Consider the following 11,933-nt stretch of genomic DNA (forward strand, 5'->3'; position numbering starts at 1 on the left):
CCTTTACCCCTAGCGTTTGATGTTGGTGGTTTCCTGAAGCATTTCGTCCACCGTCTGAATCACCTTGGCGTTGGAGGAATAGGCGCGTTGCGTCTGGATCAGCGAGGTCAGCTCTGCCGCGACATCGGTGGTGGAGCCTTCGCGCGCATAGCCTTCGACCGAGCCGGTGGGCCCATCCCCCGCATCCCACAGGAAGAACGAGCCAGACTTCGGCGAGACCTGATAGGTCTGGTTGTTCAGCGACAGCAGGCCGTTCGGGTTGGGCACGTCAACCAGCGGAATCTGGTAAAGGCGGCGGGTAAAACCGGTGTCATAGGTGGCGGTGATATAGCCGTTCTCGTCCACCTCGACCGTGGTCAGATTGCCGACGGGCGATCCGTCCTTGGTGATCCGCACCGGGGCGAACTTGTCGGAAAGCTGGGTCAGGCCGTTCGGATCGCCCAAGCGGCCGATGGCCACGCTGATCGGGCCGCCGGCAACGGTCAGGTCAATCCGGCCGGTGGCAGCGTTGTAGGTTCCGCCGGGCCAGCCCGCGGTCTGGCTGACGTTTTCCAGCGTTCCGCCGGAACTGCGACTGTCGTCGAACGTCAGGGTGTAGCGGCCGATTTCGGCCCCGCCGCTGGCGGAATCGGTGATGACCATCGTCCAGGTATTGGACGTTCCGGTTGCCGGCACGGTGGGCGTGAAGGTGATGTCCAGCGTTTCAGAGGTGCCGAGGTTGCCGAAGTATTCAACCGAAAGGGGCAGGCTGGTGCCGGCGGCCCCGGCCTCGGTTCCGGTGGCGGGTAGGTTGACGCCCAGTGTCATGGTCGTGGTCGGGTCGCCCGCCGTCTGGTTCGAGTTGATGACAACAGGTTCCAGCCCGGTGATCGTGTCGCGCGGCATGACGGGGATGGTGCCATCGGGGTTGGCGGGCCAGCCCAGCAGAACCATGCCGGATTCGGTTTTCAGGATACCGTCCGCATCGGTGCGGAAGGCGCCGGTGCGTGTCATCAGAAGCGGCGTGTCGCCGGTGATGTTGCCAAGGCTGACCTCGGGGATCACCGGCAGCATACCGCGGCCGGCAACGGCCAGATCCAGCGCGTTCGAGGTGCCGACAAGCGCCCCCCGCTCCTCAATCAGGCGGAGGGTGCTGGCGCGCACGCCCCCGGCGGAATAGACGCCGGCGCCGCGGGCATTGGTAATGACCATGCTGTCGAATTCGGCCGAAGAGCGTTTGTAGCCATAGGTTCCCGAATTGGCGATGTTGTCGGAAATCGTGGCAAGCCGGGTCGCGTTTGCGTTCAACCCGGCCACACCCGCCGAGAGCGCGGAAGAAATGGTCATCGTCGCACCTTTCTGCTGCCTGACCTGTGTCGCGGCCAGACTGCACCGGGCCAGGCTAACGAACCGCTAACATCTCAAATTCAAACGATCAGCGGTCAGCCCGCAGAAGGATGATCTCGATCCGGTTGTTGCGGATGGCGGCGGGGTCGGCCACGGCGGGCTTGCGGTCGGCATAGCCGCCGATGCGGGCCAGGCGGGCGGGGTCAAGCGCGGCCGCTTCCAGCAGGCCACGCATCGCCTGTGCGCGGGCGGCGGACAGTTCCCACACCGGGTTGGTGGCCAGCGTGACGGGATAGGTGCGCACATGGCCGTTCACGGCAATTCTGTTGGTGGTCAACCCCATCACCTCGGCCAGAAGGTCGGCCAGTTGCAGGGTCACCGACTGCGGGGTGGCGGTATCTTCGGCGAACAGGGGCGCGCCTTCGACATCGAAGATCTCGATCACCAGACCTTCGTCGGTGACGCGGGTGATGACATGCTTCAGCAGCGTTTCCATGGTGCGGCTTTCACCGCCCCGGTCAAACAGCGCCTCTTGCACCGCCTTAAGCTGTTCAGCCTCCTTCTCTTGCGACAGGGTATCGTCTGCCGAGCCGGTGGAACTGCCGTTGTCGTTCGAGGTGCCGCCAGCGCCGTTGCGAACCTTGGTATCCTCGGAAAACAATGTGTCGCCGCCCAGGGTGCCGTCGCCCCCGCCCGAGACGCGGTTCACCGGGATGGTGGGATTGAAATAGTCCGACAGCCCCTTGCGCTGTTTTTCGGTGGTGGCGTTCAGCAGCCACATCAGCAGGAAGAAGGCCATCATCGCCGTCACGAAATCGGCATAGGCCACCTTCCAGGCGCCGCCGTGGTGGCCGCCGCCGCGGATGACCTTCTTTCGCCTGATGATGACGGGCGCGGTATTCTTTGCCGGCTCTGCCATCCCTGCACCCCCGTTTCACAGCCGGGGGAAACCATCGCATCGGTTGGTCAAAAAGGGCTTAACCGGCGGCCTTTTAGTGATATGCCGCAAGGGCGCCATGTTCGGGCAGCGGGTATTGCGCCTTAACTGCGCTTGAGCCAGATCGCCGCGTCGCCCAGCTTGGCGACAAAGGCCAGATGCGCGGCCTCTTCCTCGGCGGTCAGGCGGGGGTGCAGCGGTTCGGGCCGGGGGCGGGGGCGCCAGGTTTCGGTTTCGACCGTGCCGCTGCGATTGGCCCCGGACACGGGGGCCAGCACCAGATCGGGCTGACGGCCACCCACAAGTTCCAGATACACCTCGGCCAGGATTTCGCTGTCAAGCAGCGCCCCGTGCTTTTCACGGGCGGAATTGTCCACGCCGAACCGGCGGCAAAGCGAATCGAGCGAGGCGGGCGATCCCGGGAACCGCTGGCGGGCAATCATCAGCGTGTCGATGGCGCGGTTCATCGGCAGGGTCGGCAGGCCGATGCGCGACAGTTCGAAGTTCAGGAACTTCATGTCGAAGGCGGCGTTGTGGATGACCAGCTTCGCATCGCCGACAAATTCCAGAAAGGCGGCGCCGATCTGCTGGAAGACCGGCTTGTCGCGCAGGAAATCATCACCCAGGCCGTGCACCTCGAACGCTTCTTTCGGCATCAGGCGTTCGGGGTTGATATACTGATGATAGGTCCGCCCCGTGGGCAGGTGATTCATCAGCTCAACCGCACCGATTTCCACGATGCGATGGCCTTCGCTGGGTTCAAACCCGGTGGTTTCGGTATCGAGAACGATTTCACGCATGTGAAGCGGCGATCCTGCGGCGAATGTCGGAAACCACATCCTTGACCGCCGCGCGGGCGGTGTCGAGGGTGGTTGTCCTGATGACGTAATCGGCGCGGGCCCGTTTCTGGGCATCGGGCATCTGCCGCGCCAGGATTGCGGCCAGATCGGTTTCCGTCATGGTGCCGCGCGCCAGAACCCGTGCGCGCTGCACATCGGGCGGGGCGGTGACCACGACAACGGCATCACACAGGGTTTCGGCGCCGGTCTCGAACAGAAGGGGCAGGTCAAGCAGCACGATGTCGGCCTGCGCGCTGTCCAGAAAGGCGGCGCGGTCCGCGGCCACCAGCGGATGCACCAGCGCGTTGATCCGGTCCAGCGCGGTGGGATCGGCGGCGATGATGGCGCGCAGCGCCGGGCGCGAAACGGCGCCGGTCTCATCAACCGCCTGCGGAAAGATCGCGCCAATGGTCTGCGCCGCCAGACCCCCGGCCGCATAGAGCCGGTGGACGGTGGCATCGGCATCCCAGACCGGGATGCCCAGTTCGGCAAACATGGCGGCCGTGGTGGATTTGCCCATCCCGATCGAGCCGGTCAGGCCCAGGCGGAACGGCGTCATGCCGAAAGAACGGCCTGGCGGGTGGCTTCGTCCACCTCGGGGCGCTGGCCGAACCAGCGTTCGAACCCGGGGGCGGCCTGATGCAGCAACATCCCAAGGCCATCGACCACCGGATTTCCTCGCTCCTCGGCCTCGATCAGGAACTGGGTCTTGAGGGGGGTATAGACCAGATCGGTGACCAGCGCGCCAAAGGGCAGCGCGTTCAGCGACACCTTGAAATCGGGCTTGCCCGTCATGCCCAGCGAGGTGGTGTTCACCACGGTGGCGCAATCTTCCAGCATCGGGCCGGCCTGCACCCATTCATGCACGGTGACGCGGGCGCCGAAGTCGGAGCGTATCACCTCGGCCCGGGGTCTGGTGCGGTTGGCGATGCGGATTTCTGGCACCCCCACCTCGATCAGCGCGGCCACCACGGCGCGCGAGGCGCCCCCGGCACCCAGAACAGCGGCCGGCCCGGCGGCGGGGTTCCAGTGCGGCGCATTCTGGCGAAGGTTTGCGATGAAACCCGATCCATCGGTGTTGTCGGCGTGGATCTTGCCATCCTTGCGGAAGATTACCGTGTTCGCCGCCCCGATCAGCGCCGCGCGGTCAGTGATGATGTCGGCAATCTGAAGCAGGGCTTCCTTGTGCGGCAGCGTGACGTTGACGCCGACAAAGCCCATTTTCGGCAGCGTGCGCAGGACGGTTTCCAGATCGCCGGGCGCCACATCCATGGGGATGTAGAACCCCTTGAGACCATAGCGACGCAGCCAGTAGCCGTGCAGCGCGGGGCTGCGGCTGTGAGCGACCGGATGTCCAAGAACACCGGCAAGGGGGATACGGGGTAATTCGGTCATGCCGGGATGATTCCTCTCTGCCCAAGATAGGACAAGAGCGGGATCAAAGGCAGGCCGAGGATGGTGAAATGATCGCCCGAGATGTGGGAGAAAAGCCGCACTCCTTCCTCTTCCAGCCGATATCCGCCGACGCTGTGGCGGATCGTGTCCCAGTTGCGGGCCAGATAATCATCGCGGTAGGCATCGGAAAAGTCGCGCATGGTCAGGTGCGCATCGGTGATGGTGCGCCAGACCGGGCGGCCCTTTTCATACAGCACCGCCGCCGACATCAGCTTGTGGGTGCGGCCGCGCAGATCGGTCAGATGCGCGCGGGCGTCTTCGGGCGTTTCGGGTTTGGCATAGACCGCGCCCTTGTATTCAAGGATCTGGTCACAGCCCAGAACCAGCGCCTCGGGGAAGCGCTCGGCCACCTTGAGCGCCTTCATCTCGGCCAGGGCATCGGCCAGATCGCGGGGGTTGGCGTCTTCTGCCAGCAGGGCAAGGCGGGCCTGTTCCTCATCCACGCGGGCGGGATAGGGGGTGGTGGGCACACCCGCAGCACGCAAAAGCTGGGCGCGGGTTTCCGAGGCCGACGCGAGAATGAGCATGGGGCGACTCTGGGGATATTCGCGTTACGTTCCATAGGCCGGAAAGCGTGATCCCGGCCCGAGAAGGCGGCAGGATCGGCAAGCTGTGGATGGCTGTCAAGCGCCGCGGAACTTATCCAGAAGGGGATGCGGTTTCGCGGGGTCTGGGGACAAGACACGCTTCCCCCGGGTCTGTTCTGTGCAGACATGTGGATAAACTTCAGCCGCTATTCCATTTATCTATCTGTTTTTATTGTTATTTTATTCCTGAAGCTCGCGAACATGCTTCTTGTCCACAGATTTTCCACACCCGGGCCAGGCTTGGGGTAACTGCCGGGGAACCTGCGACAATCCCGTTATCCCCTGCCCCTACATCATCAATTCCTTTCTATATTTCTTCTTGTTAAAGGATGTCCGGGCGACAGGGAGCCGGACCGATGGGCGATTTTCTCTGGGAATGGTATGGATGGATCAAGTCCATGCATGTGATCTCGGTCATCGCGTGGATGGCGGGGTTGTTCTACCTGCCGCGCCTGTTCGTCTATCATGTCGAGGTGGTGGGGTCGGGCAACCCGACCGATGACCTGTTTCAGGTGATGGAACGCCGGCTGCTGAAGGCGATCATGACGCCGGCTGCGGTTTCGACCTGGGTCTTCGGCCTGTGTCTGGTGTTCACGCCGGGCATTGTGGACTGGAGCCTGTGGTGGCCGTGGTTCAAGGCAACGGCGGTGATCACGATGACCTGGTTCCATATCTGGCTTATGCTGCGCCGCCGTGATTTCGCGGCAGGGCAGAACCGGCTGACCGGACGCGCCTATCGGGCCATGAACGAACTGCCCACGGTGCTGATGTTCTTCATCGTCTTCTCGGTGATCGTCAAATTCTGATCCGTTGACTTTGAGACGGGCGCGGCATATCTGCCTGTATGCAAGGCCGTCCGGCCCCTGCGTTTCCCTTTGTATATCCGACGTGCGGCCCCTGATTGTGCGGGCCCGTGGAGCCTTCTCATGACCGAACGCCTTAATCTTTCCGACCTCAAGGCCAAGACGCCTGCCGATCTGCTGGCCATGGCCGAGGAATGGGAAATCGAGAACGCCCCTTCGATGCGCAAGGGCGAGATGATGTTCCAGATCCTCAAGGAACATGCCGAGGAAGGCTATGAAATCGGCGGCGATGGCGTGCTTGAGGTGTTGCAGGACGGCTTCGGTTTCCTGCGCAGCCCTTCTGCGAACTATCTGCCGGGCCCGGATGACATTTACGTCAGCCCGGAAATCCTGCGCATCTTCTCGCTGCGGACCGGCGACACCATCGAAGGTGTCATCAAGGCCCCGCAGGAAAATGAACGCTATTTCAGCCTGACCAAGGTCACGAAGATCAACTTCGATGACCCGGAAAAGGCCAAGCACAAGGTTCTGTTCGACAACCTGACGCCGCTTTACCCCGAAGAGCGGCTGAAGATGGAAATCGAGGATCCGACGATCAAAGACCGCTCGGCCCGGATCATTGACCTGGTGGCGCCCATCGGCAAAGGCCAGCGGGCGCTTATCGTGGCCCCGCCGCGCACCGGGAAAACCGTGCTGCTGCAGAACATTGCCCGGTCAGTGGCGGCAAACCACCCGGAATGTTACCTGATCGTGCTGCTGATCGATGAACGCCCCGAAGAAGTGACCGACATGCAGCGCAGCGTGAAGGGCGAGGTGATCTCCTCAACCTTCGACGAACCGGCAACCCGGCACGTCGCCGTGGCGGAAATGGTGATCGAAAAGGCCAAGCGCCTGGTCGAACACAAGCGCGACGTCGTGATCCTGCTCGATTCGATCACCCGCCTGGGCCGCGCCTTCAACACGGTTGTGCCGTCGTCGGGCAAGGTGTTGACCGGCGGTGTGGACGCCAACGCCCTGCAACGGCCGAAGCGGTTCTTCGGCGCCGCGCGGAACATCGAGGAAGGCGGGTCGCTGACCATCATCGCCACAGCGCTGATCGACACCGGCAGCCGGATGGACGAGGTGATCTTCGAAGAATTCAAGGGCACCGGGAACAGCGAAATCGTGCTTGATCGCAAGGTTGCGGACAAGCGCGTCTTCCCGGCGATGGACATCCTGAAGTCCGGCACCCGGAAGGAAGACCTGCTGGTCGACAAGAACGATCTGCAAAAGACCTATGTCCTGCGCCGCATCCTGAACCCGATGGGCACCACCGATGCCATCGAGTTCCTGATTTCCAAGCTGAAGCAGACCAAGACCAACGGCGAATTCTTCGATTCGATGAACAGCTAAGGCTGATCACCCGCCATGGACACGATCTATGCCACGGCCACGGCGCGGGGACGCGCCGGCGTTGCGGTCATCCGGGTTTCCGGGCCGCAGGCGTGGGCGGTTTGTGGCGCCCTTTGCGGCGACGTGCCGGCGCCCCGGCGGGCCGCCCTTCGCAACATCCGGTGGGATGGCGATATTCTGGATCAATCCCTTGTGGTGGCCTTTGCCGAAAAGGCCAGCTTCACCGGAGAGCCGGTTGTCGAGTTCCACATTCACGGCGGGCTGGCGACAGGCGCGGCCGTGCTGCGGGCGGTTGCGGCCACCGGGCTGGCGCGGCTGGCCGAACCGGGCGAATTCACCCGGCGTGCGCTGGAAAACGGCGTGCTTGACCTGACGCAGGTCGAAGGGCTGGCCGATCTGATCGACGCCGAGACCGAGGCGCAGCGCAAACAAGCGCTGCGGGTGCTGGGTGGCGCCATCGGGCAGCGGGTTGACGGTTGGCGCGCGCGGTTGATCCGGGCGGCGGCGCTGCTGGAGGCCACCATCGACTTTGCCGAGGAAGACGTGCCGGTGGACGTAACGCCGGAAGTGCGCGATCTGCTGACCGGCCTGGTGTCCGAGCTTGAGGCCGAAGCCACAGCCGCCGCCAAGGCCGAGCGGATTCGCGACGGGTTCGAAGTGGCCATCGTGGGTGAACCGAATGCCGGAAAATCCACCCTTCTCAACAGGTTGGCTGGCAGGGATGCCGCCATCACCTCGGAAATCGCGGGGACGACGCGCGATGTCATCGAGGTGCGGATGGACCTTGACGGTTTCGCGGTAACGCTGCTGGACACCGCCGGTTTGCGCGACAGTGCCGATCCGGTGGAACGCATCGGCATCCGCCGCGCGGTTGAGCGGGCCGAGGCTGCGGACCTGCGCATCTTCCTGGGGCCGACGCAGATGCTGGCACCGCGACCGGGTGATCTGGTGGTGCAGCCCAAGGCTGACCTGGCCGCCGGTCCGGGGCTTGCGGTTTCCGGCAAGACCGGCGCGGGCGTTGACGCTTTGTTGGCCGAGGTGACGCATCGCCTCTCGGAAAAGGTGGCGGGGGCTGGTATCCTTGTACGGGAACGGCACCGGCTGGCGCTGGAGCAGGGGCTTCGGTCGATTCGCCGGGTGCTGGACATGCTGGCGCAACCGCAGACCTTGACCGAGATCGCCGCCGAAGAATTGCGGCGGGCGATCCGGTCGCTGGATGCGCTGGTGGGACGGGTGGACGTGGATGAGCTGTTGGGGGAAATCTTCAGCAGCTTCTGCATCGGGAAATAGGATGTTTCACGTGAAACACTATGACGTGCTTGTGGTGGGCGGAGGCCATGCCGGTGCCGACGCGGCGGCAGCGGCGGCACGGATGGGCGCGACCACGGCGCTGGTCACCATGCGGGCGGCCGCGATTGGCGTGATGTCCTGCAACCCGGCCATTGGCGGTCTGGGCAAGGGCCATCTGGTGCGCGAAGTGGATGCGCTGGATGGCATCATGGGCCGCGCGGGCGACCGGGCAGGTATTCAGTACCGGCTGCTGAACCGCCGCAAGGGGCCGGCGGTCCAAGGCCCCCGCACACAGGCCGACCGCAGGCTTTACGCCCAGGCCGTGCAGGCGCTGCTGGCCGAAGAGCCGCTGCTGACGGTGATTGAAGGCGAGGCGGCTGAACTGCTGCTCGAGGGCGGGCGCTGCACGGGGCTGCGGTTGGCCGATGGCGCCGAAATTGCGGCGCGGGCTGTGGTGCTGACGACGGGCACCTTTCTGAACGGGATCATCCATGTCGGTGATCAGCGCCGGTCCGGGGGGCGGGTTGGTGATGCGGCCTCGGTTCGGCTGGCCGAACAGATTCGCGCACTGGGGCTGACAACGGGCCGGCTGAAGACGGGCACGCCACCCCGGCTGGACGGGCGCAGCATCGACTGGGCGCGGTTGGACATGCAGCCGGCGGATGAGGCGCCGGTGATGCTGTCCTTCCTGAACCGCGCGCCGCTGGTGCGGCAGATTTCCTGCGGCATCACCCATACGTCCGAGGCGACGCATGATGTCATTCGCGCCAATCTGGCCCGCAGCGCCATGTATGGCGGCCATATCGAAGGCGTCGGCCCGCGCTATTGCCCGTCGATCGAGGACAAGGTGGTGCGCTTCGCCGACAAGACCAGCCACCAGGTGTTCCTGGAACCCGAAGGGCTGGACGACGACACGGTTTATCCCAACGGCATTTCCACCAGTCTGCCCGCCGAAGTGCAGGAGGCCTACGTTCGCACTATCGTCGGGCTGGAGCGGGCGGTGATCACCCAGCCGGGCTATGCCATTGAATATGATTACCTTGATCCGCGGGAGCTGCGCGCCACGCTGGAAAGCCGCGCCATGCCTGGGCTGTGGCTGGCGGGGCAGATCAACGGCACCACCGGCTATGAAGAGGCCGCGGCGCAGGGCGTGGTGGCGGGGCTGAACGCCGCGCTGTTTGCGAAAGACCGCGAGGCTGTGACGTTCTCGCGCACCGACAGCTATATCGGCGTGATGATCGACGATCTGGTGACGCGGGGGGTGACGGAACCCTATCGCATGTTTACCTCGCGCGCCGAATATCGGCTGAGCCTGCGCGCCGACAATGCCGATCAGCGGCTGACACCGCTTGGCCTGCGGCTGCGCTGTGTGCGCGAAGACCGCGCGCGCGCCTTCGGCACGAAGATGGAGGCGCTGGAGCGTGTGGTTTCCGCCCTGAAAGCGCGCAGCTTCACGCCGAAAGAGCTGCTGGCCGGGGGCGTGGTTGTCAGCCAGGATGGCGCGCGGCGGTCAGCCTTCGATGTGATGGCGCTGCCGGACTATGACCCTGCGCAACTGGACGGTTTGATGCCGGAACTGGCCGAACATCCGGCCGAAGCCCGCGCGCAGGCGGGGATTGAGGCGTTGTATGCCCAATATGCCGACCGGCAGGCGGCGGATGCCGAGGAATTGCGCCGCCACGAAACCACGGCGATTCCGCCCGATTTCGACTATGCCCCGCTTTCGGGCCTGTCGCATGAGCTGAAATCCAAGCTGATGCGGCTGCGGCCGGAAAACCTGCATCAGGCGCGGCAGATCGAGGGCATGACGCCGGCGGCGCTGACCCTGCTGATTGCCAGCCTGAAGAAACCCCAGAAACGGGCGGTTTAGGTGGACGCCGCCTTGTGGAAAGACCTGGGCGTCGGCGAGGGCGGGCTGGACAAGCTGCACGCCTTTGTGGCGCTGGTTGAGAAATGGACGGTGCGGATCAATCTCGTGGCCCGCTCGACCCTGCCCGATATCTGGGAGCGCCATATCGAGGATTCCGCCCGCCTGTGCCTGACGGCCCCCGAAAGCCCCGCGATCTGGGCCGATTTCGGCGCAGGCGGCGGGTTTCCGGGCATTGTGGTGGCCGTTGTGTTGCAGGCGCGGGGGGCGAAAACGCGGGTGATTCTGGTGGAATCAGACCTGCGCAAGGCCACCTTCCTACGCGAATCGGCACGCTTGCTGGATCTGCCGGTCGAGGTGCGCAGTGAACGGGCGGAATCGCTGCCGCCCCTTGGGGCCGATGTGGTTTCGGCCCGCGCGCTGACCGCGCTTGATGGGCTTTGCGCCCTGGCGCAGCGGCACATGGCGCCGGGTGGCGTGGCGATTTTTCCCAAGGGCGAGAATTACGAGGCGGAAATCGACGCAGCCCGGAAAAACTGGCGCTTCGATCTGGAGACCGTTACCGATCCGCGCCATAAGGGGGCCATCCTTTGCCTGAGGAAGATCGACCTTGCCCGCAGCTGACCCCATTGCCGCGACCGACCGCGCACCTGCGCATGTGATTGCCATCGCCAACCAGAAGGGGGGCGTGGGCAAGACGACCACGGCGATCAACCTGTCTGCGGCGCTGGCCGAACGGGGGCTGACGGTTCTGCTGGTGGACCTTGACCCGCAGGGAAATGCCTCAACCGGCCTTGGGATCACCCCGAAAGACCGCAAGCAGACGACCTATGACCTGATGGTGTCGGACGGGGCGCCGGACAAGATCATCCGGCCGACCGGGGTGAAGGGGCTGTGGATCAGCCCGGCGAATTCTGACCTGGCCTCGGCGGATATTGATCTGGTGGCGAACGAAAAGCGCAGTTTTCTGCTGCATGATGCCCTTCGCCACCCGGAAATCGAGGCGATGGGCTTCGATGTGATCCTGATCGACTGCCCGCCCTCGCTGAGTTTGCTGACGGTGAACGCGCTGGTCGCGGCCCATGCCGTTCTGGTGCCCTTGCAAGCCGAGTTTTTTGCCCTGGAAGGCCTGTCGCAACTGCTGCTGACCGTGCGCGACGTGCGCCGGTCGGCAAATCCGGCGCTGCGGATCGAGGGTGTGGCGCTGACCATGTATGACGGCCGCAACAACCTGGCGCAGCAGGTTGAAAAGGATGCGCGCGACAATCTGGGGGACATGGTGTTCCGCACCGTCATTCCGCGCAATGTCCGGCTGAGCGAGGCACCGTCCTATGCCAAGCCGGTGACGGAATACGACAGCGCCTCGCGCGGGGCCGAGGCCTATCGCGCGCTGGCCGGAGAAATTGCTGCCAAACTGCAGCGTTAGAGACGTATTGG

At 64.3% G+C, this 11,933-nt stretch carries 12 protein-coding genes; 6 read left to right on the top strand and 6 right to left on the bottom strand.

Annotated features, from left to right (window positions below):
* Positions 1-9: 9 nt before the first annotated feature.
* From C5F44_RS01075 to C5F44_RS01100, 6 genes are all read right to left on the bottom strand, one after another.
* Positions 10-1,326, bottom strand: a complete 1,317-nt coding sequence (locus tag C5F44_RS01075; RefSeq protein ID WP_107671642.1) for a flagellar hook protein FlgE — start codon at positions 1,324-1,326, stop codon at positions 10-12.
* A gap of 88 nt (positions 1,327-1,414) precedes the next feature.
* A complete protein-coding gene (locus tag C5F44_RS01080) occupies positions 1,415-2,245 on the bottom strand; it encodes a flagellar motor protein MotB (protein WP_107671643.1) in 831 nt (276 codons plus the stop codon).
* A 122-nt stretch (positions 2,246-2,367) separates the two neighbouring features.
* Positions 2,368-3,063 (bottom strand): DNA polymerase III subunit epsilon, encoded by a 696-nt coding sequence (gene dnaQ / locus C5F44_RS01085; RefSeq protein WP_107671644.1) that lies wholly within the window; start codon positions 3,061-3,063, stop codon positions 2,368-2,370.
* Positions 3,056-3,661, bottom strand: a complete 606-nt coding sequence (coaE, locus tag C5F44_RS01090) for a dephospho-CoA kinase (protein ID WP_107671645.1) — start codon at positions 3,659-3,661, stop codon at positions 3,056-3,058. Before coaE ends, dnaQ begins: the two co-directional genes overlap by 8 nt.
* On the bottom strand, positions 3,658-4,497 hold the full coding sequence (locus C5F44_RS01095) for a shikimate dehydrogenase (RefSeq protein WP_107671646.1): 840 nt from the start codon (positions 4,495-4,497) through the stop codon (positions 3,658-3,660). The genes coaE and C5F44_RS01095 overlap by 4 nt, the downstream gene beginning before the upstream one ends.
* Complete coding sequence (locus C5F44_RS01100) at positions 4,494-5,084, bottom strand: Maf family protein (RefSeq protein WP_107671647.1); 591 nt, start codon at positions 5,082-5,084, stop codon at positions 4,494-4,496. The genes C5F44_RS01095 and C5F44_RS01100 overlap by 4 nt, the downstream gene beginning before the upstream one ends.
* Before the next feature lie 416 nt (positions 5,085-5,500).
* Between C5F44_RS01100 and C5F44_RS01105 the strand changes: the two genes are divergently transcribed.
* The 6 genes from C5F44_RS01105 to C5F44_RS01130 all read left to right on the top strand — a co-directional run bounded on the left by C5F44_RS01105 (position 5,501) and on the right by C5F44_RS01130 (position 11,922).
* On the top strand, positions 5,501-5,950 hold the full coding sequence (locus tag C5F44_RS01105) for a CopD family protein (RefSeq protein ID WP_107671648.1): 450 nt from the start codon (positions 5,501-5,503) through the stop codon (positions 5,948-5,950).
* Between the two features lie 120 nt (positions 5,951-6,070).
* Positions 6,071-7,339, top strand: coding sequence for a transcription termination factor Rho (gene rho, locus C5F44_RS01110; RefSeq protein WP_107671649.1), 1,269 nt, complete (start codon positions 6,071-6,073; stop codon positions 7,337-7,339).
* 15 nt (positions 7,340-7,354) lie between these two features.
* Complete coding sequence (gene mnmE / locus C5F44_RS01115) at positions 7,355-8,629, top strand: tRNA uridine-5-carboxymethylaminomethyl(34) synthesis GTPase MnmE (protein WP_107671650.1); 1,275 nt, start codon at positions 7,355-7,357, stop codon at positions 8,627-8,629.
* A 10-nt stretch (positions 8,630-8,639) separates the two neighbouring features.
* Positions 8,640-10,499, top strand: coding sequence for a tRNA uridine-5-carboxymethylaminomethyl(34) synthesis enzyme MnmG (gene mnmG, locus C5F44_RS01120; RefSeq protein WP_181318137.1), 1,860 nt, complete (start codon positions 8,640-8,642; stop codon positions 10,497-10,499).
* Positions 10,500-11,120, top strand: coding sequence for a 16S rRNA (guanine(527)-N(7))-methyltransferase RsmG (locus C5F44_RS01125; RefSeq protein WP_181318138.1), 621 nt, complete (start codon positions 10,500-10,502; stop codon positions 11,118-11,120).
* Positions 11,107-11,922: a ParA family protein gene (locus C5F44_RS01130; protein ID WP_328588430.1), complete on the top strand. Its 816-nt coding sequence runs from the start codon at positions 11,107-11,109 to the stop codon at positions 11,920-11,922. The genes C5F44_RS01125 and C5F44_RS01130 overlap by 14 nt, the downstream gene beginning before the upstream one ends.
* Positions 11,923-11,933 lie beyond the last annotated feature (11 nt).

Source organism: Fuscovulum blasticum DSM 2131, assembly GCF_003034965.1.
Classification (GTDB): domain Bacteria; phylum Pseudomonadota; class Alphaproteobacteria; order Rhodobacterales; family Rhodobacteraceae; genus Pseudogemmobacter; species Pseudogemmobacter blasticus.

What these genes read in the sequence shown, in the direction of transcription:
- coaE (WP_107671645.1), bottom strand. Translation starts at nt 3,661, where the DNA reads ATGACGCCGTTCCGCCTGGGCCTGACCGGCTCGATCGGGATGGGCAAA.
- C5F44_RS01100 (WP_107671647.1), bottom strand. Translation starts at nt 5,084, where the DNA reads ATGCTCATTCTCGCGTCGGCCTCGGAAACCCGCGCCCAGCTTTTGCGT.
- rho (WP_107671649.1), top strand. Translation starts at nt 6,071, where the DNA reads ATGACCGAACGCCTTAATCTTTCCGACCTCAAGGCCAAGACGCCTGCC.
- C5F44_RS01105 (WP_107671648.1), top strand. Translation starts at nt 5,501, where the DNA reads ATGGGCGATTTTCTCTGGGAATGGTATGGATGGATCAAGTCCATGCAT.
- C5F44_RS01075 (WP_107671642.1), bottom strand. Translation starts at nt 1,326, where the DNA reads ATGACCATTTCTTCCGCGCTCTCGGCGGGTGTGGCCGGGTTGAACGCA.
- dnaQ (WP_107671644.1), bottom strand. Translation starts at nt 3,063, where the DNA reads ATGCGTGAAATCGTTCTCGATACCGAAACCACCGGGTTTGAACCCAGC.
- mnmE (WP_107671650.1), top strand. Translation starts at nt 7,355, where the DNA reads ATGGACACGATCTATGCCACGGCCACGGCGCGGGGACGCGCCGGCGTT.
- C5F44_RS01095 (WP_107671646.1), bottom strand. Translation starts at nt 4,497, where the DNA reads ATGACCGAATTACCCCGTATCCCCCTTGCCGGTGTTCTTGGACATCCG.
- C5F44_RS01080 (WP_107671643.1), bottom strand. Translation starts at nt 2,245, where the DNA reads ATGGCAGAGCCGGCAAAGAATACCGCGCCCGTCATCATCAGGCGAAAG.